22 protein-coding genes are annotated in these 23,845 nt (G+C 63.7%); 8 read left to right on the forward strand and 14 right to left on the reverse strand.

The genetic code is table 11. The features are described 5' to 3' along the window. Positions 1-10: 10 nt before the first annotated feature. From LVD10_RS08230 to lgt, 5 genes are all read right to left on the reverse strand, one after another. Positions 11-1,381, reverse strand: a complete 1,371-nt coding sequence (locus LVD10_RS08230; protein ID WP_233006552.1) for a MotA/TolQ/ExbB proton channel family protein — start codon at positions 1,379-1,381, stop codon at positions 11-13. Further along, positions 1,378-2,160, reverse strand: coding sequence for a DUF3450 domain-containing protein (locus LVD10_RS08235; RefSeq protein ID WP_233006553.1), 783 nt, complete (start codon positions 2,158-2,160; stop codon positions 1,378-1,380). Before LVD10_RS08235 ends, LVD10_RS08230 begins: the two co-directional genes overlap by 4 nt. A 272-nt stretch (positions 2,161-2,432) precedes the next feature. Beyond that, positions 2,433-2,939: a type 3 dihydrofolate reductase gene (gene folA, locus LVD10_RS08240; RefSeq protein WP_233006554.1), complete on the reverse strand. Its 507-nt coding sequence runs from the start codon at positions 2,937-2,939 to the stop codon at positions 2,433-2,435. Next, positions 2,939-3,772 carry a thymidylate synthase gene (locus LVD10_RS08245; protein ID WP_237062957.1) on the reverse strand — a complete coding sequence of 278 codons (834 nt, stop codon included), beginning with the start codon at positions 3,770-3,772 and terminating at the stop codon, positions 2,939-2,941. Before LVD10_RS08245 ends, folA begins: the two co-directional genes overlap by 1 nt. Positions 3,773-3,802: 30 nt before the next feature. Beyond that, a complete protein-coding gene (gene lgt, locus LVD10_RS08250) occupies positions 3,803-4,642 on the reverse strand; it encodes a prolipoprotein diacylglyceryl transferase (protein WP_233006556.1) in 840 nt (279 codons plus the stop codon). Positions 4,643-4,771: 129 nt separating this feature from the next. Here lgt and LVD10_RS08255 point away from each other — a divergent pair, with 129 nt between their 5' ends. The 5 genes from LVD10_RS08255 (at position 4,772) to mepK (ending at position 11,450) form a co-directional block, all read left to right on the forward strand. Continuing rightward, the gene (locus LVD10_RS08255) at positions 4,772-5,599 is read left to right on the forward strand and encodes an NRDE family protein (protein ID WP_237062959.1); all 828 of its coding nucleotides are present in this window, start codon (positions 4,772-4,774) and stop codon (positions 5,597-5,599) included. Positions 5,600-6,055: 456 nt separating this feature from the next. Further along, positions 6,056-7,960, forward strand: a complete 1,905-nt coding sequence (locus LVD10_RS08260) for a L,D-transpeptidase family protein (protein WP_237062961.1) — start codon at positions 6,056-6,058, stop codon at positions 7,958-7,960. Between the two features lie 165 nt (positions 7,961-8,125). After that, complete coding sequence (locus tag LVD10_RS08265; RefSeq protein WP_237062969.1) at positions 8,126-9,361, forward strand: L,D-transpeptidase family protein; 1,236 nt, start codon at positions 8,126-8,128, stop codon at positions 9,359-9,361. Positions 9,362-9,363: 2 nt separating this feature from the next. Next, the gene (locus LVD10_RS08270) at positions 9,364-10,539 is read left to right on the forward strand and encodes a L,D-transpeptidase family protein (RefSeq protein ID WP_233006560.1); all 1,176 of its coding nucleotides are present in this window, start codon (positions 9,364-9,366) and stop codon (positions 10,537-10,539) included. Between the two features lie 377 nt (positions 10,540-10,916). Next, positions 10,917-11,450 (forward strand): peptidoglycan L,D-endopeptidase MepK, encoded by a 534-nt coding sequence (mepK, locus tag LVD10_RS08275; protein ID WP_233006561.1) that lies wholly within the window; start codon positions 10,917-10,919, stop codon positions 11,448-11,450. Between the two features lie 111 nt (positions 11,451-11,561). On the opposite strand, the gene LVD10_RS08280 is transcribed toward mepK, so the two are convergent. Both LVD10_RS08280 and LVD10_RS08285 read right to left on the reverse strand, forming a co-directional pair. Next, entirely contained in the window at positions 11,562-12,746 is a 1,185-nt protein-coding gene (locus LVD10_RS08280) for an imelysin family protein (protein ID WP_237062983.1), read from the reverse strand. An 84-nt stretch (positions 12,747-12,830) separates the two neighbouring features. After that, positions 12,831-13,499 carry a histidinol-phosphatase gene (locus LVD10_RS08285; protein ID WP_233006563.1) on the reverse strand — a complete coding sequence of 223 codons (669 nt, stop codon included), beginning with the start codon at positions 13,497-13,499 and terminating at the stop codon, positions 12,831-12,833. Between the two features lie 213 nt (positions 13,500-13,712). Between LVD10_RS08285 and LVD10_RS08290 the strand changes: the two genes are divergently transcribed. Continuing rightward, positions 13,713-14,357: an RNA pyrophosphohydrolase gene (locus LVD10_RS08290; RefSeq protein WP_369413275.1), complete on the forward strand. Its 645-nt coding sequence runs from the start codon at positions 13,713-13,715 to the stop codon at positions 14,355-14,357. A gap of 77 nt (positions 14,358-14,434) precedes the next feature. Continuing rightward, a complete protein-coding gene (ptsP, locus tag LVD10_RS08295; RefSeq protein ID WP_233006564.1) occupies positions 14,435-16,690 on the forward strand; it encodes a phosphoenolpyruvate--protein phosphotransferase in 2,256 nt (751 codons plus the stop codon). A gap of 86 nt (positions 16,691-16,776) precedes the next feature. On the opposite strand, the gene gcvH is transcribed toward ptsP, so the two are convergent. Beyond that, entirely contained in the window at positions 16,777-17,166 is a 390-nt protein-coding gene (gene gcvH, locus LVD10_RS08300; protein ID WP_233006565.1) for a glycine cleavage system protein GcvH, read from the reverse strand. A gap of 93 nt (positions 17,167-17,259) precedes the next feature. After that, entirely contained in the window at positions 17,260-18,354 is a 1,095-nt protein-coding gene (gene gcvT / locus LVD10_RS08305; protein ID WP_237062985.1) for a glycine cleavage system aminomethyltransferase GcvT, read from the reverse strand. 267 nt (positions 18,355-18,621) lie between these two features. On the opposite strand from gcvT, the gene LVD10_RS08310 reads away from it, so the two are divergent. Beyond that, a complete protein-coding gene (locus LVD10_RS08310) occupies positions 18,622-19,314 on the forward strand; it encodes a 2OG-Fe(II) oxygenase (RefSeq protein ID WP_233006567.1) in 693 nt (230 codons plus the stop codon). A 41-nt stretch (positions 19,315-19,355) separates the two neighbouring features. Here LVD10_RS08310 and LVD10_RS08315 read toward each other — a convergent pair whose 3' ends face one another. From LVD10_RS08315 to LVD10_RS08335, 5 genes are all read right to left on the reverse strand, one after another. Continuing rightward, positions 19,356-19,922: a CBS domain-containing protein gene (locus LVD10_RS08315; protein ID WP_233006568.1), complete on the reverse strand. Its 567-nt coding sequence runs from the start codon at positions 19,920-19,922 to the stop codon at positions 19,356-19,358. A 100-nt stretch (positions 19,923-20,022) separates the two neighbouring features. Then, entirely contained in the window at positions 20,023-20,322 is a 300-nt protein-coding gene (locus tag LVD10_RS08320) for a hypothetical protein (RefSeq protein WP_237062987.1), read from the reverse strand. 117 nt (positions 20,323-20,439) lie between these two features. Further along, the gene (locus LVD10_RS08325; RefSeq protein ID WP_237062989.1) at positions 20,440-21,594 is read right to left on the reverse strand and encodes a hemolysin family protein; all 1,155 of its coding nucleotides are present in this window, start codon (positions 21,592-21,594) and stop codon (positions 20,440-20,442) included. 6 nt (positions 21,595-21,600) lie between these two features. Further along, entirely contained in the window at positions 21,601-22,548 is a 948-nt protein-coding gene (locus LVD10_RS08330; RefSeq protein WP_237062998.1) for a rhomboid family intramembrane serine protease, read from the reverse strand. Between the two features lie 56 nt (positions 22,549-22,604). Continuing rightward, entirely contained in the window at positions 22,605-23,840 is a 1,236-nt protein-coding gene (locus LVD10_RS08335; RefSeq protein ID WP_233006571.1) for a UbiH/UbiF/VisC/COQ6 family ubiquinone biosynthesis hydroxylase, read from the reverse strand. Between the last annotated feature and the right edge of the window lie 5 nt (positions 23,841-23,845).

The following is a 23,845-nucleotide window of genomic DNA, read 5'->3' on the forward strand; positions in this document are numbered from 1 at the left end:
CCGCCTCCTCTTATTTACGCTCGGCGTTTTCAGCAACGATACCTGCGCTCTGCTCATCAAGGATGTGCAGGATACGCTGGGCGCGGCCGTTAACGATGGTGTGCATCAGCACGGTCGGGATCGCCACACACAGACCCAGTACGGTAGTTACCAGGGCGGAGGAGATACCACCGGCCATGGCTTTAGGATCGCCTGCACCGAAGATGGTGATCGCCTGGAAGGTGATGATCATACCGGTAACGGTACCCAGCAGACCCAGCAGCGGGGCAACCATGGCAATGATCTTCAGCAGGTTCAGGCCGGATTCGATGGCCGGACGCTCTTTCAGAACCGCCTCTTCCATCTTCAGCTCCAGGGTCTCGCCGTCGATACCCTTGTTCTCGTCTGCCACAGCCAGAACACGACCCAGCGGGTTGTTGGTGTTCGGGGTGGAGTCGCGCAGCTGGGCGTTAACCTTGGCGTTCACACCAGACAGCACGATCAGGCGCCAGATGGCCAGCAGCATGGCGAATACACCAACGGCAGTGATGATGTAACCAACCAGCTTACCCTGGTGCCAGCGCTCGACGATGTCCGGGCTGTTGATCATGGCTTTCAGGTAGGAACCGCCAGTCGGGCCAGTCGGGTCAACACCGAACGCGGTGAAGCCGGAGGTGGCTGCCTGCAGCTCTTCCGCCATAGCCAGGTACTCGCCGTCGGGCTGGCGAATCAGCTCGGCCATTTTCTGGGCGTCGTTCATTTCCAGGTACTTGCCATTGGAAACCAGGTTGAAGTTACCTACACGGACAACTTCCTGTTCAACCTGCTCACCGTCGGGCTTGATTACGGTACCAGCGAACTTCACGACCTTGCCGGACTCGACAGTCTCGCGCTGCAGTTCGAACCACAGGCGCTCGATCTCTTCGATGGTCGGCAGCTTGGTCTGGGAGTTCATCTTCTCGATCAGCTGGTCGAGGAACTCGCCACGGCCCGGGTACTGCGCGGAAACAATGGAGGTTTCCAGGGTGGCGCGCAGGTCGCCGGCGGTGGAGGTCATGTGACCGAACAGCTCTTTCAGGGAGCCCATACGCTCGTCCAGCTGCTCACGCTTCTGCTGAACCTGCAGTTCCTGCTCCTGGTACTTGGCTTCCAGGCGCGCGGAACGCTCTTCCTCGGCGGTACGGGTGTTCTTGGCCTGGGTCAGCAGGGACTGCTGGTTGGCCTTCTGGCGACGGAACTGGGCTTCGCGCTGCTTGTGTTCCTTGGACTCCGCAATCTTGGAGTTACGGACCATCTGCAGCAGCTCATCCAGGGAGCCAGCCTTTTCCTGTGCAACGGCGGAAGCGCTGATCAGGCCTGCCGCTGCTACTGCAATTACGCGTTTGGCGATAGAGGTTTTCATTGCGCTGCCTCCGGAGCCGCAATCGGCATGGTCATGATGTCAGTGGTAGCCTGCTTCTTGGCGATCTTCAGGCCTTCCATGATGGCGCGACGGTAGTCGCCGGCATCGATCTCAACCCAACCTTTCTGCTCTTTGTCGTAGGCAAGGGAGATCTTGGAGTCGGTGGTCTGCGCCACCAGGGCGATACGACCGATCTGCAGGACGTTAACTTCGCGGTCCTGGCCGTTCACGTTCAGGGTGGTGCCGTAAGCATCGATACCACGCGCGTACTCGGCTTCGAAGTTGTACAGTTCCAGCACCTGGCGGAATTTCTCCGCAACGGTGATATCGGAACGGTCCATGTTGTTCTTAACGCCTTCGAGGTTGGCCAGGCGCTCTTCCAGCTTGAACGGGGCGTCCAGCTTGATGAACTGCTCAAGGGCATCGAGCATGCGCAGGATCAGCGGCTGGATCTGGCGCTCGATAACAGTAACGTTCTCAATGGACTCTTCCAGGTCCTTGATCACGGCCAGCTGGTTGGCCAGCTGCTTTTCCAATTGACGGTTGTAGACACGCAGGCCGTCAATTTCCTTGTTCACTACCTTGAAATCCTGCAGCAGGCTGCTGGTTTCTTCGGCAATCTTGTCAATGCGCTTCTGTGAAGCCTGAGCCGCAGTAGTTTTCTGCTGGCCAACGGCGAGCACATTGTCGAGTGTATCCGCAGTGGCTACGCTGCCGTAGAGCGCGCCGGCAGACAGCGCAGTGGTCAGCGCCACAGCCATGAATCGCTTGGTTTTCATTAGACCCCCCAGTGGGTTCAATATTTCACAACATGGTCGCGATGAGTTAGCTGCCACAACGCGGTAGTTTTAGGCTTGAAGACAGCTAAGAGCCGCACATTGTAAACAGCCGATTTGATTATTCAAATGCCGTTTAACAGTATCAGCCCGCATGTGTAGCACAGTAACAAACAGGTAACACCTGCGAGTCGTGTGCACTCATTTGCGGCGGCGAATCCAATGTGCGAAGACAGGAAAAGTAACAGATTGTACAGTTTTTGTGCAACCCACTGCTATTTCGACCTGTCCAAACGGACTAAGCAGTAGTTGTATTCGTCCTTTTCCGAGGCCGGGTAGCACTCGCGATAAGACTCGACCCAAGAGTCACCCAGGTCCGGAAAAAACGCATCCCCCTCGACCTCGGCATCCACTTCAGTCAGATACAAACGCCGTGCCAGTGGCAGCGCCTGCCGGTAGATCTCGGCACCGCCGATGACCATGACCTCTTCCGCACCGCTGGCAGCCGCCGATGCCGAGGCGGTCGCCAGCGCCTCATCCAGCGACGCCACACAGATTACACCGTCCGCACGCCACTCCGGGTTGCGGGAGATCACGATATTGTCGCGCCCCGGCAGGGGCCGACCGATGGATTCATAGGTTTTGCGCCCCATGACCACCGGCTTCCCCAGGGTGGTGCGCTTGAAGTACTGCAGGTCGCCGGAAATACGCCAGGGCAGGCGGTTACCCATGCCGATGGCGCCATTGCGCGCCACGGCCGCAATCAGTGCTACCGGCGCCATCAGACAGCCACCGGTGCCGGGATATGCGGGTGCGCCTCGTAACCGCGCAACTCGAAGTCCTCGAAGCGGAAGGCAAACAGGTCGGTGACTTCCGGATTCAAGTGCATCTGCGGCTGCGGCAGCGGTGTGCGGGAGAGCTGCTCCTCCACCTGCTCCATGTGGTTGGAATAGAGATGGGCGTCACCCAGCGTATGGATAAACTCCCCCGGCTGCAGGCCACAGACCTGGGCGATCATCAGTGTCAGCAGGCTGTAAGAGGCGATATTGAACGGCACGCCCAGGAAGATATCTGCGCTGCGCTGGTAAAGCTGGCAGGACAGCTTGCCGTCGGCAACGTAGAACTGGAACAGCGCGTGGCAGGGAGCCAGGGCCATGCGGCCAGCTGCCGCATTGGCGGCCGGGGAGGTCCCCTCGTCCGGCAGGTCGGCCGGGTTCCAGGCACTGACCAGCAACCGGCGCGAATCCGGGCGGGTCCGCAACTGCTCCAGCAGCTGCCCGATCTGGTCGATGTGGCGGCCGTCAGCGGTGGGCCAGGAGCGCCACTGGTGCCCATACACAGGCCCCAGGTCTCCCTCCGGCGTGGCCCACTCATCCCAGATGCGGACGCCGTTCTCTTTCAGGTAGGCGATATTGGTATCGCCCTTCAGGAACCAGAGCAGCTCGTGGATGATTGAGCGCAGGTGGCACTTCTTGGTGGTCACCAGCGGAAAGCCGGCGGCCAGGTCGAACCGCATCTGGTAACCAAACACGCTGACGGTGCCGGTGCCAGTACGATCATCCTTGCGGGTGCCGTGATCGCGCACATGGCGCATCAGCTCAAGGTATTGCTTCATCTATTACACCTAATTAAACAGTAGGGCTTCTTACGCGCCACCCTTGGCCTGAGAGCCGGGCTTTACCGAGTTCTGCTCCCCCGCCAGTGGCTGGGTGCGGTAACTCCATACCAGAATGGCGATACCCGCCAGGATCATCGGTATGCTCAGCAGCTGGCCACGGGTCATCCAGCCGAACAGGTCGAAACCAATATGGCCATCGGGCTCCCGCACGAACTCCACCAGGAAGCGGAAGAACCCGTATAAAAGAAGGAAGACTCCACCCACCGCCAGGCGCGGCCGGGGCTTGCGGGAGAACCACCACAGGACCGCGAACAGCACCAGCCCTTCCAGGAACGCCTGGTACAACTGCGACGGGTGCCGGGCCAGCAGCTCCGGGTCCCGCGGGAACACCATGCCCCAGGGCCCGTCGGTGGGGCGCCCCCACAGTTCCTGGCCGATAAAGTTACCGATCCGCCCCAGCCCCAGCCCGATGGGCACCAGCGGGGCAACAAAGTCGATCAGGTCGATAAAAGTTGTACCAATCTTGCGGGCATAGATGGTGGTCGCGAGCATCACCCCGACCAGGCCGCCATGGAAACTCATGCCGCCTTCCCACACCCGCAGGATCGACAAAGGTTCCTCCTGCAACTGCGGGAAGTTATAAAAGAACATGTAACCGAGGCGCCCGCCCACTACGACACCGATGGCGCAGTAGAGGATCAGGTCTTCCACCTCCGACTTGACCAGCGGCGTCCAGGGCTTGGCCGCACGGCGCAGCGCCAGCCACCAGGCGGCCACAAAGCCGGCCAGGTACATGAGTCCGTACCAGTGCACCTTGAGGGGCCCGATGGCCACGGCCACCGGGTCGAGTTCGGGGTAAGTCAGCATGGGTAAATCGGCTCAGTTGGCAAAGGGCGTATTATGGGCGTAAACGCGCCTGCTGCCAAAATGTCACCGCCTCGCCCGGTGCCCGGGGCATGTCAACCAGGCCGAGAAGCAAGAAGGAAAAGCCCGCGCATGTGCCTGCTGCTGTTCGCATACCGTACCCACCCCCATTACCCGCTGCTGCTGGCGGCCAACCGCGATGAGTTTTTCGCCCGTCCCACGGCAGCCGCGGACCACTGGGGAGACTCCGGGGTCGTCGCCGGCCGCGACCTGGAGGCCGGCGGCACCTGGGCCGGCGCGGCAGCCGGGCGGGTGGCGGCGGTGACCAACATCCGTGAACCCCAGGTGCCCTCACCCACCGCGCCGCTCTCCCGCGGGGATATCCCGCGCGACTTCCTGCTGGGCCCGGACAAGCCGCGCGAATTTGCCGCACAACTTGCGGCAGAGCGCTACCGTGGCTACAACGCGCTGCTGTTCCAGCTCGGGGAACAGCCGGAACTGGTCTGCGCCGGCAACCGGCACCCGGCTTTTGCTTTCGCCCCCGGGGTGCACGGTATCTCCAACGGCGCACCGGATGCGCCCTGGCCCAAGGTGGTCAGGGGCCGGGCGCAACTGGCGCAGCTGGTGGCAGGACTGGGTACGGGCCTCGGGCAGGACAATTTCGTCACCCCGGCCCTGGCGCTGCTCGGCGACCGGCAGCCAGCCTCTGTGCAAGAGCTACCGGATACCGGCGTGGGAAGGGCGCTCGAACGGGCCCTGTCGCCGATGTTTGTGCATATCGAGCGCGGCGAACTTGCTGTTCCCCGCGATGGCGACAAGACTCCGCCGGACGTCTATGGCACCCGCGCCAGCACGCTGGTGGCGGTCGACCGGGACGGCGTCACACAGTTCTGGGAACAGACTTTCACCGAGACCGGCCAGTCGGGCCCACTGCGGCACTTCACCCTGTCCCCCCACTGACGGGGGAAGCTGCTGTGGCTCCCCCATCACCCCCAACAGCTACCCGCATTCCTGCGGTGCCTGCCCCCCCTGTCCCGCGCCCATCCCTGCCGTCGCGATCATTACCGCCCACCCCGGAGACAGCGCTCACGGCTGAACCCCGGTCAATATTTGACCTGTTAGTCCCAAATAGCGCTGTCACATAAGGTGAAATGAACCAGGCGCCAAGCAAATCCCGGATTTGTTGCCATACTTAATTTCACGGGCCGGCCAATGTTGATATACGCGCAACAGCGCGCACTGGCTGGCCCATAAAAAGGAACGTCGCGCGGGACGCAAGACAAAGGCGGGCCGTCGATAAGTCACTATCGACGAACAACAGGACGGGCTCGCCGCAGGTTGGGAAGGTATGAACGATCTGGCGCCCGGCGTCTCAACATGACAGAGCACCGGGCCCTGCAGCATCGCTGAGGTACCATGTCGTATTTCAACCCTGAGCGCCACAAACGCAAGTCTTTACTGCCACTGTTAATGCTTGGCAGTCTGTGCCTTGTTGCCCTTTATTACGCCTTTACCGCGAACCAGAAGACGGTACCGGTGCTACCGGAAAATGCCGTGCGCCCGCACCTGATTCGCTGGCTGGTTGAAAATCCCGACTCCTGGCCAGCCCAGGATCCCATTTTCAATCCCGTGGCGGTGCGCCGCATCTACGAGCGCACCGATTATCGGCTGCTGTGGTTCGACAACTACAGCCTCAGCGATACCGCCAATGACCTGCTCAAGCAGCTCACGGCCTCCAGTTCCGGCAATCCCAGCAGCATGGTGGATTACCGCTACCACCTGGGCTACTTCGACCGCACCCTGCGCGACACCCCACAGCGCCTGCAGATGGCGGCAGTGCTCGATGTCCTGCTAACCGATGCCTTCGTCTCCTACGCCCAGGACACGCAGCTGGACAAGATGAAGCCGCGCACGCGCCAGCAGCGCGACATCACCCCGGTGCACAACGGTGAAGGCGGCTTCGCGCTGGTGGCTTACACTGCGCCCCGCCAGGCCAGCACCGACGGTCGCAAGTATTTCCGTGGTTATGACCGCAGCGCCGAGACTCGCCGCGGCACGGGCATCGACCGCTATCGACACTACACCCGCAGCCGCAATATCGACCGCTCGCGCCACTACAGCCAGCCCCGCACATCGCGTTTTGCCCCCGGTGGCCTGCCCCCGCGCAATGGCCAGCGCAGCTACGGCAACAGTGACGGACAGCCCCAGGTGGGCCGCGTGCCGGATCACAGCGAGGGGCCCTTCATCGAGGAAAATACCCCCTATGGCGGTGACGAACAGGCCCTGCGCGAGCAGCTCGCGCTCTACCGCAACATTGCCGCCAGTGGCCGCTGGCGCCCGATCCCGGCGGGACCCGCCATGACCATCGGCGCCAAGCACCCGCATGTCGCCCACCTGCGCAACCTGCTTTCCCTGTACGGCGACTACCGCAGCTATTACGGCGAGGCCAACAGCAATCACTTTGACCGGCGCCTGCACGAGGCCGTGCTGCGCTTCCAGCGCCGGCACGGGCTCAAGTCCGACGGTATCGTCGGTCGTGAGACCCGCAAGCGCCTCAACCTGTCGCCGACTGCCCGGGCACATATCATCGAGAAGAACATCCGCCGCCGGCGGGAACTCCCGGCAACCCTGGGGGACCGCTTTATCCAGGTCAATGTGCCCGCCTACGAACTCTATTACGTCGAGGACGACCGCATTCGCCTGTCCATGAATGTGGTGGTGGGCAAGAAGAAGCACGCCACACCGGAGATCAAGACCCGTGTCAGCCGCGTGGTGTTCAACCCCACCTGGACGGTACCGCGCAGCATCCTGGTCAACGAGATCCTGCCCAAGGCCCGGGCCAACCCCCAGGGAATGGAAAACATGGGGTACCGGGTGGTCAGCGGCAGCGGTGAGCACCTGCCCCTGACCTCCAAGAACCTGTCCGCGGCCGGTGCCGGGTCCTACCTGATGCGCCAGCTGGGTGGCGAGCAGAACATCCTCGGCCGGGTGAAGTTCGAGATCCCCAACACCGATGATATCTACCTGCACGACACCCGCGCGCGCAGCCTGTTCTCCCTCACCGACCGCGATTACAGCCACGGCTGTATCCGGCTGGAAAAGCCCCGCCACCTCGCCGAGGCCCTGTTGCGGCCCCAGGGTGACTGGGATCAGTGGCGCATCAACCAGCTCACCACCGGTGATGAAACCACCGAGGTGAAGATGGAGGACAATGTGAAGGTCTACGTGACTTACTGGACAGCCTGGGTCGATGGCCAGGGCGAGCTGCACTTCCGGCCGGATATCTACGGCAAAGACGGGCTTGCAGCCAACCAGTTCTGACCCCAGTGCCCGGCGGAGCCCCCGCCGGGCCATGCATATGCCTTTTTGAGCGAAGAGGGCTCCCGGCGCATTCCCCATAGGTATTGGTTCGGGCCCATGCATTAATTATCACTGTGAGCACGGCGTTCAGTCCGCCTGACCGTTTCCGTCTCACAGGGGTAAGTCATGGGTGCCGACAATCCGTTCCGTTCCCGCACATTTGCGTCAATTCGCCACTGTAGCGCCCTGGCGCTCGCACTGGCCCTGGGCCTTACTGCGCCCCAGCCACTGATCGGCAGCACCGCTGACACACCCGTTGCCAGCGCCATTGCCGACCTCTCCGACCCGTTTGCCCCTTACGGCCGCCAACACACCCTGCTCCGCGAAGAGCTGGAACGCTATCGCTCGCTGGCGGCGGGCGATGACTGGCAGCCGCTTGCCGACGGCCCGGCACTGGCACCGGGAGCGCGCGACCCGCGGGTCGTACAGCTGCGGAGCCTGCTTATGCAGTATGGGGATTACACCCTGGAGGACCACGACGGCCCGGCACACAACCCGGACGAATATGACCCGCGCCTGCAACAGGCCACCCAGCGCTTCCAGCGCCGCCACGGCCTGCGGGATAACGGGCTGGTGGATGATGCCACCCGCAGCCACCTGAACGTGGCCCCGGCAAAGAGGGTGGAGACCCTCACTGCGAACCTGGTGCGCCTACAACAGATGCCGCGGGAACTGGGTCCGCGCTTTATCCTGGTCAATATCCCGGACTACCAGCTGCGCCTGATGGACGGTGAGCGGGAGGCTTTCCGCATGCGGGTGGTAGTGGGCAAACCCAAGCATGCCACCCCGCAGATTGCGACCCGCATGACCCGGGTGATCTTCAACCCGGTCTGGCGCGTGCCCCAGAATATCGCCCTGCGCGAGCTGCTGCCCAAGGGCAGCGCCAACCTCACCGCCAACGGTTACCGCCTGGTCAACCACCGCGGCCGTTCCGTCCCCTTTACCCGCGGCAATATCGCCGCGATCCGCCGGGGCAAGGTGATGCTGCACCAGAAGGGGGGCCCGGGTAATGCCCTGGGGCGGGTCAAGTTTTTAATCCCCAACCGCGAGGCCATTTTCCTGCACGACACGAACAGCAAGCACCTGTTCAAGAAAAATGAGCGCGCCTTCAGCCACGGCTGTATCCGGCTGGAAAAACCGCTGGAATTCGCCCGCCTGATGCTCGCGGAGCAGAATAACTGGAGCGAAAACCGGATCCAGCACTACCTGAACACCCGCCGTACCCGTGGCGTGCCACTGGAACAGCCGTTGCCGGTTTACATCGTGTACTGGACTGCATGGGTGGATGAAGAGGGCCTGCTGCAGTTCCGGCGCGACATCTACGACCGGGATCCGGAGGATGCCGCCCGGGCGGCTGAGTAAACATGGCCATTTCCATGAGTTACTGGCGACGCTGCCTCTCCGGCTTCGTGGCAATCGCCCTGACCGGTGCTCTCGCCGCATCCGCCATCGCCATCAGCCCGCCAGCCGATTCCCGCCGCGCCGCCGAACAGCTGCGCGCCGAGGCGTCGCGCTACCGGGAAATGCAGGATCGCTGGCAGCCTGTCGGCGAGGGCGCAGCACTACAGCCCGGTGATCGCGATCGCCGTGTCGAACAGCTGCGGGAACTGCTGCAGCTGCTGGGCGACTACCGCGGCCTGCCCGGCCCCATCACCCTGTTACCGCCGGATGCGAGCCGCTATGACAGTGCAGTGCAGAGTGCGGTGGAGCGCTTCCAGCGACGCCACGGGCTCGAGGTAACCGGTGACGCAGGCGAGGCAACCCTGGCCGAACTCGCAATCAGCCCCGCCGTTCGGGCACACCAGCTGGAGTTGAATGCAGAGCGCTGGGAGAAACTGCCGCTGCCGGACCGGGATCGCTATGTGCTGGTCAATATTCCCGACTACCGCCTGCAACTGATCGAGGACGGCCGCGAGGTGCTGGGCATGCGCACCGTAGTGGGCAAGAGCAGCACCCGCACCCCGCCGATCACCAGCCGTATCACCAATGTGGTCTTCAATCCCACGTGGACGGTGCCGCGCAGTATCCTGCTCACCGACCTCCTGCCCAAGGCACGCAACAATCCCGAGGCGATGCACAATCGCGGTTACCGGGTAGTGTCCTACCGCAGTGGCAACACCACCACCATATCCCCGGACAGTATTGACCGCGCAGCACATGGCCACGCCACCCTGCGCCAGATAAGCGGTCCCGGCAATACCCTGGGCCGGGTCAAGTTCGTGCTGCCCAACAAGCAATCGATCTTCCTGCACGACACCCAGGCCCAGAGCCTGTTCGAGGAGCACCAGCGGGCATTCAGCCACGGGTGTGTGCGCCTCGAACATCCCGAGGAACTGGCCTACGCCCTGTTGCGCAAGCAGGGCTGGGACCGCACCCGTATCGCCCAGGTCACCACCGGCACCGAAATCATGAACATCCGCGTGAAGAAGCCGGCACGCCTCTTCATTACCTACCTCACGGCCTGGATCGACAAGGACGGCCGCCCCCAGTTCCGGCGGGACATCTACCACCGCGACCAGCCCGCAAACGTCACCCATTGACCGGTCGGTTCAGCTGTACGCAACTGGTATTCCGCTGATTTCCGCCACAGCAGGCAGTCATTCCGCGATGGGCCCAAACTGGCACCCTGCGGTCACAAAAAAATTATTTTTCAGTGCAAAACCGCCAGATGACAACGCTGTCTCATTTTTTAGGGGCTGCATGGCCAATGAAGCCGGAAAAATCCCCTGCGCCATTAGCCTATTGGAACAATATTGCCAAACCTGTTTTACGATCCTTTTGTAATGACCCGTAAAAGGTTTGTAACGCCTGGTTATTTTTCGTACAGTTATTCCCGTGCTCGATGGCGCCCAAAGCAACTAACTGCAGGGAGCCGCGAGCGACTGAAGAGAAACACATGACGAGGCGGAAACAGGGTATGAACAATCCATCCAGACGTCGATTCCTGGCAGTTACCTGTGCTACAGCGGCTGCGGTCACTGCCGGACCGACATTCGCAAAAGTGGGCAATGCCCGCACTCTGAAAATGCGCAACCTGCACACCGGTGAGACGTTGAACACCGCCTTCTGGTCGAATGGTAAGTACGATAGCAGCGGCCTGAAGCAGTTCAACCGTCTGCTGCGCGACCACCGCGCCAACGAAGTTACGCGCATGGACCCGGAGCTGTTCGACATTGTCTACAAGCTGAAGGAAAAACTGGGCTTTAACGGCACCGTGGAGATTATCTCCGGCTACCGTTCACCCAAGACCAACGCCAAACTGCGCGCACAGGGCCGCGGTGTTGCACGACGCAGCTACCACACCCGCGGCATGGCGCTCGATATCCGTTTCCCGGGTATCAGCACCTCCAAACTGCGCCGGGCGGCCATGGACCTCAAGGCCGGTGGTGTAGGCCACTACCCGAAGAGCGGCTTTGTGCACGTCGATACCGGTCCGGTTCGTAGCTGGTAATACGGCGCACGCAGCCCATAAAGCAAACCCCGGCCCAGGCCGGGGTTTGTCGTTTCCGGGGTAGCAGAATCATCGCTTCCGGCGCAGGCAGGGGCACCGGGAATCCGGGGTTCACTGTTCAGTCGTGAGGGAAACCGGGGTGACCTCGTCCTCACCCGCGGGAATCTCCGCGCGGCCGGACATCAGGCTGGCAATTTCCTCCAGCAGCTCCCGTGCCCTGGCAAGCTGCCCCAGCTCGGCCAGCTCCACCGGGTCCTCCATTTTCAGCAGCAACTCCTCCAGCACCTCAAATCGCTCGGCCAGTGCCTCGCGCTGGCGCGGGTCGAGCAACAGGTCTGCCAGGCCGGGCCCCTCGTTGGGCACCCAGGCGGCTTCCAGGCTTCCCAGCATGGCCAGGATCGCCTGCTTGGAGTCCGCCGCACGACCGCTCTCCACATCGCTCTCAGAGCTTTCCGGCAGCCGCCGCAACAGCTCCTCATCCAGCGTGCGCAGGTGTGAGGCCCGTACCTGCTGCAGGCGCGCCACCGGGTCCAGGGCCAGGAAGTGGCGCGACAGGTCATTCATTGTAAACGGCCAGCGGCGCTCCAGCCCCGCCAGGTCCTCTGCCAGCGCCTCGCCCATGAGCCGCGTGAGCTGGCGCCGGCGGTTGGCAGCCAGTGCCTCTGGCTCCTCACCCGCGGACGCGGCCTGGAACTGGTCCGCACTGCGCTCGCTGGTGGGGCCCCAGAGCATGATCTCCAGGGCATGGAAGCCGGTGCTGGCCTCCTCGTGGGCAGTCAGTCGATGCTGCCGGCGCAGGTTGGCCAGGGTAAGCTCCACTGCGGTGTCATTGACGATACCGCTCTCCGAATAGCCGGGTACCGTGTCCAGGTAGCCGGGCTGCACCGGCCAGCTGTCCATGGAAAGTACCAGCTCGCGGCCCTCATCGCGCAATTCAGCCGGTGCAAAGGCCAGCTGGATGTAGGGCAGTGCGGCGGCGAATTCACGGTGGGCATCCAGCCACGCCAGCTTGGCGGACTCCAGGTGGTCTTCACTGGGCCTGTCCAACAGGGTGGTGAGCGCCCGGTTCAGGGCCTCCACGGAGGCACGCACATCAATCAGCTGGGCCTCCCCCGCCTGCCACATCGTATGCGAAAAACGTTCGGCCACCTTGCGGTCGATGGCTGGCGGTGTCTTCACCGCCGGCGCCTCCTGCTGCGGCTCTTCCGCCCGGCGGCTGTCACAGCCAGCCAGGCCCAGGCCCAGCAGGATGGCGAGGGCCGCTGAGACACGCTTGAGAACGATTGATCCAGTCACACAAATCCCCACGTCAAGCAATTGCAAAGCTTCGGTTCCGGCGCCCGGGGCCCCGGCTTGTCAAAATTTCGCTGCGCCTGCCGGTTATTCCAGCGGTTCGCGCAGGCTGATTATCGGCCAGCCGCGCTGCTCTGCCTCGGCACGCAGCGTTGCATCCGGGTCCACCGCTACCGGGTGCTCGACCGTCTTCAACAGCGGCAGGTCATTGATCGAGTCGCTGTAAAACCACTTTTCCCCGCGGCGGTAGTCGGGGTTGCCGGCCAGCCACTGTTCGAGCCGCAGCACCTTGCCGTTCTGGTAGCAGGGCTCGCCCACCACCTTACCGGTAAAGCGCCCCTCCACCTCCTCGGGTTCGGTGGCCAGCAGGGTGTCCACCCCCAGGCGCGCGGCGATCGGCTCCACCACAAACCGGTTGGTGGCGGTAATGATCATGATGTGATGACCCTGGCGCCGGTGCCGGGCGATCAGCTCCTCCGCCTGCGGCAGCCAGATCTCGCTGACCACCTCCTCCATGAACTCCCGCTGCAGGTTGGCCAGCTGCGCCCGCGAGATTTGCGCCAGCGGCTCGAGCGCGAACTCGAGGTAGGCGAAGATATCCAGTTCACCGCGCTGGTAATCCCGGTAGAAACGATCATTGGCGGAGCGATAGCGATCACTGTCGACGTGCTCACGCTCTACCAGGAACTCGCCCCAGGCGTAGTCGCTGTCCCCTCCAATCAGGGTGTTATCCAGGTCAAAAATAGCCAGGTGCACCGCGCACTCCCTATTCAAATATAGTCGGCATAGATTAATTCGCCGCCACACAGCCCACACTTCGGACCATTGCGGCGGGCAATTTTACCCGTCCCGGGAGCTGTTCACAGGATCCGTTTCACTGAATTGCAGTAATGTCCCCCGCTGTGGAACAATGCTGGGCAAGATTGCGCGGCGTCTGGGCCGCGCAGACACAGTTTAGAGGACGGGAATTTGGGCGACGGCAAGCCAAAGCAAGCCGGGCGAAAAAACCGCCGCAGATCCGCCAAGTCCAACCGCACCAATAGCCCCGCCACCGGCAACAGCGCCGGTAACCGCAAGGCGCACGGCTCGGGCGGCGACAACAGCAGTAATATCGACGCGGAGGGCTTCCGCCCCAATGTCGGCATCATTGTGCTGAACGAGCGCGGCCAGGCGCTCTGGGCACGGCGGGTGGGCGGCAAGGACGCGTGGCAGTTTCCGCAGGGCGGCATCAACCCGGGCGAGTCCGCGGAACATGCGTTGTACCGGGAGCTATACGAGGAAATCGGGCTTACCCGTGACCAGGTGAGCATGATCGCCTGTACCAGGGGTTGGTTGCGCTACCGGTTGCCCAAGCGCCTGGTGCGCCGGCGATCGGAACCGCTGTGTATCGGCCAGAAGCAGAAGTGGTACCTGCTGCAGCTGCGGGCCCCGGAAAATGTCATCAGCTTCAACAACGGCTACAAGCCCGAGTTCGACCACTGGCGCTGGGTCAGCTACTGGCACCCCCTGGACAAGGTGGTGGCCTTCAAGCGCGAGGTGTACCGCCGCGCGCTTACCGAACTGGCGCCACAGCAAATACAATTGGAGAAACGCTGGCTGGGCGAGCGGGAATAGTCCTGCCCGCCCGGCCCCGATCGTCCCGGCCCGGGAATGGCCGGCCGACACTTCCGCTTCACGGCGAGGACAGGCCTTTGCTCGGATCTCTGCGCAGTATCGTTCAGGAAGTCAACGCGGCACGCGACCTGCCCGCGGTGCTGGATATTATCGTGCGGCGCGTGCGCGAGGTCATGCACACCCGGGTCTGCTCCGTATACCTGCGCGATAACCAGTCCGGCACCTACGTGCTGATGGCGACCCGTGGCCTCAACCCCGATGCCGTGGGCAATGTGCACCTGGCCCCCGGTGAGGGCCTGGTGGGCAACGTGGTCACCCGCGAGGAGCCGATCAACCTCGAGCGCGCCGAGGCCCACCCCGCCTACCATTACTTCCCGGCCACCGGCGAGGAGCGTTTCAGCGCTTTCCTGGGCACCCCCATCATTCACCACCGGCAGGTCCTGGGGGTACTGGTCGTGCAGCAGGCCGAACAGCGGCGCTTCGATGAGGGTGAAGAGGCCTTCCTGGTCACCCTGTCAGCCCAGCTGGCCGGTGTCATCGCCCACGCGGAGGCCACCGGCGCCCTGGCCGCCATTGGCCAGCAGCGGCGGGAGGCCAAGTTCAGCGGCCTCGCCGCCTCACCCGGGGTGGCGATCGGCCGCGCGCATATCGTCGCGCCCCCCGCCAACCTGGCAACGGTGCCCTTCGCCTGCTGCATGGACGTGGACGCCGAACTGGAGCTGTTCCACCAGGCGCTGGCCAATGCCCGCGCGGAGATCCGCGAGGTGGGCGAGCGGCTCAAGGGGGATCTCAACCGCGAGGAGCGGGCACTGTTCGATGCCTATATCAGCATGCTCGATGACAGTTCCATCGCGGTCGAGGTCTCCGAGCGCATCCGCCAGCAGCTTACCGCCAGCCGCGCCTGGGCAGAGGTAATGCTGGAGCATGTGCGCCGCTTCGAGGCCATGTCCGATTCCTACTTCCGCGACCGCGCCGCCGACGTGCGGGATCTTGGCGCCCGCGTGCTCATGCACCTGCGCCAGCAACAGCAGATCGAGCGGGACTATCCCGAAAACACCATCCTGGTGGGAGAGGAGCTCACCGCCGCGGCACTGGCGCAGGTGCCCCGGGACAGGTTGATCGGCCTGGTTTCTGTGAGGGGCTCGGGTAACAGCCACGTGGCCATCATTGCCCGCGCCATGGGCCTGCCCGCTGTCATGGGGGCCCAGGAACTGCCGTTCGAGCGCATCGACGGCGAGGACCTGGTGGTGGACGGCTACCGCGGCGAGCTGTTCGTGCACCCCAGCCCGGAGCTGCGGCGCCGCTACGACAGTATCGTCGAGGAAGAGCGGGAGCTGGCGCGCAACCTGGATCACCTGGCCAGCCTCCCCGGCGAAACCGCCGACGGCCACCGGGTGCGCCTGTGGGTCAATACCGGCCTGATGGCGGACGTGGTGCGCTCGCTGGAGCGCGGTGCCGAGGGCGTGGGGCTCTACCGCACCGAGGTTCCCTTCCTGCTGCGCGACCGCTTCCCGTCCGAGGAGGAACAGCGGGAAATCTACCGGGAACAGCTGGAGGCCTTCGCCCCGCGACCGGTCACCATGCGCACCCTGGATATCGGCGGCGACAAGGCCCTGGCCTATTTCCCCATCGAGGAAACCAACCCCTTCCTGGGCTGGCGCGGTATCCGCGTGACCCTGGACCACCCGGAAATCTTCCTGGCCCAGGTGCGCGCGATGATGAAGGCCAGCCTGGGCCTGGATAACCTGCGCATCATGCTGCCGATGATCAGCGGCGTGGCCGAGGTGGAGGCTGCGCGCAAGCTGGTGGAGCGGGCCCACGGGGAACTGGTCGACGAGGGTTTCGATATTGCCATGCCGCCGCTGGGCATCATGATCGAGGTTCCCTCGGCCGTGTACCAGGCGCGCGAACTGGCCGAACGGGTCGACTTCATGTCCGTGGGCAGCAACGACCTCACCCAGTACCTGCTGGCGGTGGACCGCAACAACAGCCGCGTGGCGGGAATCTACCACTCCCTGCACCCGGCAGTGCTGCGGGCACTGCGGGATGTCATCACCGCCGGTCACGAGGCCGGCACCAAGGTGGGCATCTGCGGCGAGCTGGCCGGCGATCCCGGCGGGGCCCTGTTGTTGCTCGCCATGGGCTATGACGTGCTGTCGATGAATGCCACCAACCTGCCGCGGGTCAAGGCAGCCCTGCGCGCGGTGACCCGGGCCGATACCGAGCGCCTGCTGGAACGTGTACTGGATATGCAGTGCCCGGAGGAAATCGAGGAGACCCTGGCCGGGTACCTCAAGGGCATCGGCCTGAAGGCACTGTTACAGCCCCAGTAACCGCCGGCAGGGTTGCGGGCGCAAAAGCAGGCACAAAAAAAGCCGCACCGGTTTCCCGTTGCGGCTTTTTGCTGCCCTGCCGGTGATCAGCCCTCTTCGGACTCGGCACGGTAGGCATCGGCGTCCAGCATGTTGTCCAGCTCACTGGTATCGCTGGGCTTGACGCGGAAGAACCAGCCCTCGTCGTAAGGTGAGGAGTTGACGGTTTCCGGGGCGTCTTCCAGCGCCTCGTTTACCTCGACCACCTCACCGGAGACCGGCGCGTAGATATCGCTGGCGGCCTTTACCGACTCCACCACACCGGCCTCGTCGCCGGCAGCCAGGTTGGTGCCCACTTCCGGGGTCTCGACAAAGACCACATCGCCCAGCGCATCCTGGGCGTGATCGCTGATGCCGATGGTCACGGTGCCGTCTTCCTCCAGGCGCGCCCACTCGTGGCTGGAGAGGTATTTCAGTTCGTTGCGGATTTCGCTCATGCTGTGATCCCTCGATTAAGCATTTCTCATTCGGTAAACCCGGCGCGGGATGCCTGCCTGGCACCGCGCCGGTCGCTTGTCATTTTCCCGGCGTCAGATAACCGACTTGCCGTTGCGCACAAAGCTGGCCTTGACCACTTTCACCGGCACCAGCTTCTTACGGATTTCCACCTGGGCCCGGTCACCGGTACTCGCCGGCACGCGGGCCATGGCGATGGAGTGACCCAGGGTCGGCGAAAAAGTACCGCTGGTGATGATACCGGCCTCGTCGCTGCCGTCCACTTTTACCACCTGGCCGGCGCGCAGCACGCCGCGCTCTTCCAGCACCAGGCCTACCAGCTTCTGCTTCCGGCCCGCGGCTTTTTCCGCTTCCAGCGGCTCGCGGCCGATAAACTTGCGCTCTTCCGGCTCCCAGGCAATGGTCCAGCCCATGTTCGCCGCCAGCGGCGAGGTGTCATCGTCCATCTCGTGGCCGTACAGGTTCATGCCCGCCTCGAGACGCAGGGTATCGCGGGCGCCGAGGCCACAGGGAGCCACGCCGGCCTTTTCCAGGGCGCGCCAGAAACCGTCGGCGTCTTCCGCCGGCAGCATGATTTCCAGGCCGTCTTCCCCGGTATAGCCGGTGCGGGCCACGAACCACTCGCCGCGGGCGACACTCTGGAACGGCTTGAGATCGTCAATGGCCGCGGTCCACTCGATGCCCAGCACCTCCTTGGCCTTGTCCAGGGCCTCGGGGCCCTGGATCGCCACCATGGCCAGCTCCGGGCGCTCGGTCAGGGTGACATCAAACTGCTGCGCCTGCTCCTGCATCCAGGCCAGGTCTTTCTCGCGGGTGGCACAGTTGACCACCACCCGGTAGCCCGGGTCGCGCAGGTACACGATCAGGTCATCGATCACCCCACCGCGCTCATTCAGCATACCGGTGTAGAGGGCTTTGCCCGGCTTGCCGTCCAGCTTGGCCACGTCGTTGGCCAGCAGGTAGCGCAGGTAATCGCGGGCGCGGGCGCCGTCGCCGTCGATATCCACGACGGTCATGTGGGACACATCGAACATGCCCGCCGCGGTGCGCACCTTGTTGTGCTCTTCCAGCTGCGAACCATAGTGCAGCGGCATATCCCAGCCACCGAAGTCGACCATTTTGCCGCCCATGGCGACATGCGCGTCATACAGAGGCGTTCTGTTTCCCATCTTTTGTTCTCGAATCTGTCTGTTAGAAAGCCGCGTATTCTACCGGCCGCGCCGCCGCCGTTACCAGATGGCGATCTTCTGCAAGCCTAGCAGGCAACGGGACTTAAACCTGTACCACGGCCCGCTCACCGACAAAGATTCCGTGAGGCGGGGCGCCGCCGGGCGGGGAGCCCGATATGGGGAAGGGAAAGCTTTGCAACCCGGGGGTTTGGGTGTATAAGTCCCTCGCAGCGACACCCGTTCGCCACCAGCCCGGAGCCTCCCCTATTGAACATTGCCTTGCGCGCCACCGACGACCGCCCCTGCGGCCCCCGGGACGGCGACCCCATTGACCGGATCGCCGCGGCACTGCGCGCCGACGGCTATGTCGTACTGCCCGCGCCGCTGCCACCCGCCGCGTTGGGGGGCCTGTTGCGCCATTTCCGCTCCATCGACCGCGAGCATTTCCGCCGTGCCGGTATCGGCCGGGAAGAGGAACACCAGCTGAACCGCTTCGTGCGCAGCGACGAGATTTACTGGCTCGATAACACCAACCCCTCGGTCAACACCTACCTGTCGTGGATGGAAACCCTGCGCGAGGGACTCAACCGGCGGCTGTTCCTGGGCCTGTTCGATTACGAGTGCCATTACGCCTACTACGACCGCGGCACCTTTTACAAAAAACACCTGGACTCCTTCCAGGGCAGCACCAACCGGGTCCTGAGCACCGTGCTCTACCTGACCCCGAACTGGCAGCCCCGCGATGGCGGCGAGCTGGCGATCTATCCCGCGGGTGAGGAAGGTTCTGCTGCAGACGCGCCACCCCTGCTGAAAGTGGCACCGCGCTTTGGCCAGATGGTGATTTTCCTGAGCGAGGAATTTCCCCACGAGGTGCTCACCGTTAACCGGCCACGCTATAGCGTCACCGGCTGGTACCGGGTCAATAACAGCCTGGGCGACATCGTCGACCCGGCTTCCTGACAGGGTGCGCGGCCCCCGGCCGCGCACCACTGGCTACAGACTCAGCTGGTGGCCGATACCGAGCGCAGCATGCCCGCCACGGTGGGCTGTGCCTCGATATGGATATCGGCGTGCAGCCGCCGGGCCACATCCATCGCACTGACCAGGCCGCGCACATGGTGCAGGTCGCGGTCCACCACCAGGCAGCAGGGCTGCCCCTCCCGGCGCATGGCCTGGAGGACTTCCCGGATGGTGCAGCTTTCCACCTGTGGGTAACTGAGCAACTGCAGCTCCCGGCGCGGGCGCATCAGGTCGCCCACCGTCAGCTCCTGGCGCAGTTGCCCCGCAGCCACGCGCTGCATCACCCGCTGGTAGGAAATATCGTCGTCGCTCAACAGGCCGACAAATTCCCCCTGCCGGTCCAGCACCAGCACGGCCCCCAGGTGACCGGCCCGCATCAGCCGGGATGCTTCCAGGGCCGGCACCGAGGGGGTCAGGATTGCCGGGTGGTGATCCTTGAAGTCAGTAATGAAGCTCAGGGCCGGGGAGTCCAGGTGCAGTTCACAGAACTCCTCGGGAAAGACGAGTTTGTCCGCCGTTTCGAGCGGAACGAAATCCAGATTTTTCATGGCATAACTCTCTTGCACGGGCAATCGCCGGGCGGTGGCCCGTGCCTGCAAAATCGGTCGGGCGGCCGCACTGGCGCCCGGTTACTTGGTGGCAGGAAAGTTAAGCCGTGAACGGGGGTGCCCGGATGGCATTGGCGGCTCGCGTCCGGGGCTGTGCCCGGCCGATCTTCCGCGCAGAGGTTACGGCGCGGGGAAAGGGAGTTGCAGAGAGTGGGCCGCTGCTGCGCGGCGGTAGCGAGTCGGTATCGCCGTCGGGAGAGAGAAGCGGGGCGTACTGGGTATCGCCTGGGGGCTGGCCCGCCAGGTCGATGCGATCAGTTCCCGGCGCAACGGGCCCTGCCAGCACCGCCGAACACAGCAGTACCGATTGCAGCAGAATAAACGCCAGGTTCTTACGCACGCTCACACACCTGCGGTGCCCTCGGGTAAAAATGCCGGCAGTACCGCGAAGCGGTTTACTGCCGACTACAAATTTTGACCGGAATCCCGGTAACGGGTTCCGCACCGCCGGATCGACTCATCCCCGCGACTGCTGGTCCGGGTCATCGCCCCGCGAGGCTTCCTCGTCATCCGCGGGGCTACCCCCCTCGGCCTCCGGTTCCGCATCGCGGTCCGCCTCCTCGTCCACCTTGAGCCCGTATCGCTTGGAGCGCCAGCGCCACAGTCGCTTGGCCACTTCCTGGCGGTCGGCGGTCTTGTCTGCCTCGTCGACGATTTCCTCGCCCAGCAGGGTCTCGAGAATGTCTTCCAGCGTCACCAGCCCTTCCAGGCTGCCGTACTCATCCACCACCGCGCTGATCTGTACGCGCCGGCGCATCATCTTCTGGAATACCTGGTAGATGGTGGCGGTCTCCGGCAACATCAACATGTCGCGGCGAAAAGTCGACAGTTTTTCCTTCTCCCCACCGCGGGCGTAGGCCAGCAGCAGGTCCTGCTTGAGGACGAAGCCCACCACGCAATCCGGGTCCTGCTGCTCGTATATGGGAAGCCGGGAGAAGCGGCTTTTTTCCACCTCGTCATAGGATTCCCCCACGGTGGCATCCTGGGACAGGGAGAACACCACCGTACGGGGTGTCATCACTTCCCGCACCGAGTGGTCGCGCAGGGTGAAAAACAGGTTGCGCAGGATGCTGGACTCCTGGGCCTCGAGCTGTCCCTCTTCCTCTCCCAGCTGCGCCATCACCGCAAATTCCTCGCGGCTGAAACCGGTCAGGGTGGGGCCGTGGGAGAGTCCACGGGTCAGCCACTCGGACATCTTCACAAACGGGTACAGCAGCCACACCAGGCCGCGCAGGGCATAGGCCGTAGCCGGCGCCAGCTGGCGCCAGTAAAAGGCCCCCAGGGTCTTGGGGATGATCTCGGAAAAAACCAGGATCAGCAGCGTAAGGATGGCCGAGGCAATCCCCAGGTACTGGCTGCCGAATACCGCTGCCGCCTGGGCACCGGCACCGGCGGCGCCGGCGGTGTGGGCAACGGTGTTCAGGGTGAGGATAGCGGCGAGCGGCGCGTTGATATCCTGCTTCAGCTCCCGCAGCACTCGCCCCGAGCGGTGCCCCTCACGCTCGAGCAGGCTCACATAGGGCGTACTGACACTGAGAATCACGGACTCCGCGATCGAGCACAGGAAGGAAAAACCCAGCGCGATCAGCACATAGACGATCAACAGAATCATTTTGGATCAGGCAGCCCCGTCGTCATTGGTGAAATGGCGGTCCCCGCCGGCGAGGCAATAGACTGCCGCGAGCGCAACGCCGCAGGCAAACCCGCCCATGTGCGCCGCATTGGCCACACCGACACCGACCAGCAGTGTGACCAGGCCGGTGGCGCAAATTAACAGCCAGCCCACTGCCACCGCAACGATACCACGGGGGACTTCCAGCCACTCCGGGTGCCGCCGTTGCAGGACAAACACGCAGCCCACCAGTGCATACACCACGCCCGACATGCCGCCGAAAATCGTTCCCGGCGACCACCAGTACTGTGCCAGGTTGGCCACCGCAGCACTCACCAGCACCGCAACAGTGAAAACCCCGCTGCCGGCACGCGCTTCCAGCGGCCGGCCGACGATCCATATGCCCAACGCATTGAACAGCGCGTGGGGCAGGGAGAAATGCAGGATAGCCGGCGTCCACAGCCGCCAGTATTCACCATTGGCGAAGTGCCAGGCGAGAGAGGACGTGGCGAGGGAAAAGTCCGCGCCGCGATCGGGCAGGATGATCAGCTGCCGCGCAAAACTGTCACTGGCCAGGAACCAGCCGACGAAACACAGCAGAATCAGTATCAGGCTTACCGGTGTGCGATCCAGCGGCCAGCTGGGCAATGCCGCAACGGTTGCCTGGTAGTCGCCCCCGGTTTCCCCCGGTGCCCCCGGTGCCTGCCCGGTGTCACTGCCGGTCTCACTGTGCTGAGCGGTAACCTGGATCTGTGACAGATCGATTTCACCGGCGCTCCAGCGGTCCAGCAACGGCTGCAACAGCTCATTCAGGCGGGGATCGGGCGTGGCCAGGCGCTGGCAGTTGCGCTCTTCGGTAATGCGCAGGGGCAAGCCGCTGCGCCGTATAAACTGCGCCAGTTCGGAGAGATCCTGCTGCGGGGGAAATTCCCGGACGGTAATCCAGTCGCTCAAGGTGTGCCTGTGTCTTCCCTATAGGCCTGTGCGCGGGTCACCGGACAGGAACCCGGTCAAACCGCCATCGCGCGCAGGATAATTCGTTTTTTCAGTAGCGGGCTGGCGTCCACCATACTCAATCCGGTGTTGCGCAGCCAGCGCCAGTGCAGGTCGCCGGCCCCGAACAGGGACTTGAAGGCACTCATCGCCTTGAGTGTGGCCGCGTTGTCGCCGCGGCGGCGGCGCTGGTAGCGCGCCAGTACCGAGTTATCTGATGGGTCCAGGTCGCGTTTCAGTGCGCGCCCGATTTCCTCGCTCAGCACGCGCACGTCCTGCAATCCCAGGTTGGCGCCCTGCCCGGCCAGCGGGTGGATACTGTGTGCGGCATCACCGACCAGTACGGCGCCCGGGCCGAAATAGGATTCCGCATGGCGCGCGCGCAGCGGGAAGGCGTAACGCTCACCCACCGCCTCCACCTCGCCCAGGCGACTCTCGAAGGCCTTCTCCATATTCAGGGCAAAGGCGGCATCGTCCAGCTCGAGCAGCTCGCGCGCCAGGGCATCGTCCGCGGACCACACCACCGCGCAGTGATTCTCGTCACCGAGCCCACTGAGCGGCAGGAAGGCCAGCGGCCCCTCCTTGAGGAAGCGCTGCCATGCAGTGTGGCGATGGGGCTCACTGCAGCGGGCCACGCACACCATCGCAGTCTGGTGGTAATTGGTCTCGTGACAGCGGATATGCAGCAGGTCGCGCACCCGCGAACGCACACCGTCGGCACCGATCAGCAACCGTGCGCGCAGGGTCTCGGGATTGCGCTCACCGCCCTCCACATCTGCCAGCCGGTCGGAACGCGGCTGCAGGTGCCACAGGCCGCAATCCCGCCACCAGCTCTCGAGGCGGAAACCGCTGATCAACTCCGCATTGGGCAGCTCATCGATACGCCGGCGCAGTGCATCCACCACCACATTGTTCTCGACAATATGGCCGAGGTTCGGCAACTGCACATCGCGGCTGTTGAAGCAGACCGAGCCGGTACCCTCGGCATCCCATACCCGCATCTCGGTGTAGGGGCAGGCGCGATTGTTCTCAATCAGCGCCCAGGCGCCCACCTCCTCCAGCAACTCGCGGGAGGCCTGGGTCAGTGCGACCACCCGCGGATCGTAGGTGTCCGGTGACACCTCCGGCAGCTCCGTGGAGGCTTCCAGCACCGCCACCTGCAACTGCGGATGGCGCACGGCCAGCAGCGCTGCCTGGGCGAGCCCCACCATACCGGCGCCAACCACCGCAATATCGAGACGTTGTCTGTTCATAGGTG

Origin of the sequence: Microbulbifer zhoushanensis, assembly GCF_021729055.1 — a bacterium.
Lineage (GTDB): Bacteria > Pseudomonadota > Gammaproteobacteria > Pseudomonadales > Cellvibrionaceae > Microbulbifer > Microbulbifer zhoushanensis.

What these genes read in the sequence shown, in the direction of transcription:
- LVD10_RS08270 (WP_233006560.1), top strand. Translation starts at nt 9,364, where the DNA reads ATGGCCATTTCCATGAGTTACTGGCGACGCTGCCTCTCCGGCTTCGTG.
- LVD10_RS08315 (WP_233006568.1), bottom strand. Translation starts at nt 19,922, where the DNA reads ATGAAAAATCTGGATTTCGTTCCGCTCGAAACGGCGGACAAACTCGTC.
- LVD10_RS08245 (WP_237062957.1), bottom strand. Translation starts at nt 3,772, where the DNA reads ATGAAGCAATACCTTGAGCTGATGCGCCATGTGCGCGATCACGGCACC.
- LVD10_RS08335 (WP_233006571.1), bottom strand. Translation starts at nt 23,840, where the DNA reads ATGAACAGACAACGTCTCGATATTGCGGTGGTTGGCGCCGGTATGGTG.
- lgt (WP_233006556.1), bottom strand. Translation starts at nt 4,642, where the DNA reads ATGCTGACTTACCCCGAACTCGACCCGGTGGCCGTGGCCATCGGGCCC.
- gcvT (WP_237062985.1), bottom strand. Translation starts at nt 18,354, where the DNA reads ATGGGAAACAGAACGCCTCTGTATGACGCGCATGTCGCCATGGGCGGC.
- gcvH (WP_233006565.1), bottom strand. Translation starts at nt 17,166, where the DNA reads ATGAGCGAAATCCGCAACGAACTGAAATACCTCTCCAGCCACGAGTGG.
- LVD10_RS08265 (WP_237062969.1), top strand. Translation starts at nt 8,126, where the DNA reads ATGGGTGCCGACAATCCGTTCCGTTCCCGCACATTTGCGTCAATTCGC.
- LVD10_RS08230 (WP_233006552.1), bottom strand. Translation starts at nt 1,381, where the DNA reads ATGAAAACCTCTATCGCCAAACGCGTAATTGCAGTAGCAGCGGCAGGC.
- mepK (WP_233006561.1), top strand. Translation starts at nt 10,917, where the DNA reads ATGAACAATCCATCCAGACGTCGATTCCTGGCAGTTACCTGTGCTACA.
- LVD10_RS08260 (WP_237062961.1), top strand. Translation starts at nt 6,056, where the DNA reads ATGTCGTATTTCAACCCTGAGCGCCACAAACGCAAGTCTTTACTGCCA.
- LVD10_RS08325 (WP_237062989.1), bottom strand. Translation starts at nt 21,594, where the DNA reads ATGATTCTGTTGATCGTCTATGTGCTGATCGCGCTGGGTTTTTCCTTC.
- LVD10_RS08255 (WP_237062959.1), top strand. Translation starts at nt 4,772, where the DNA reads ATGTGCCTGCTGCTGTTCGCATACCGTACCCACCCCCATTACCCGCTG.
- folA (WP_233006554.1), bottom strand. Translation starts at nt 2,939, where the DNA reads ATGGCGCCGGTAGCACTGATTGCGGCCGTGGCGCGCAATGGCGCCATC.
- LVD10_RS08235 (WP_233006553.1), bottom strand. Translation starts at nt 2,160, where the DNA reads ATGAAAACCAAGCGATTCATGGCTGTGGCGCTGACCACTGCGCTGTCT.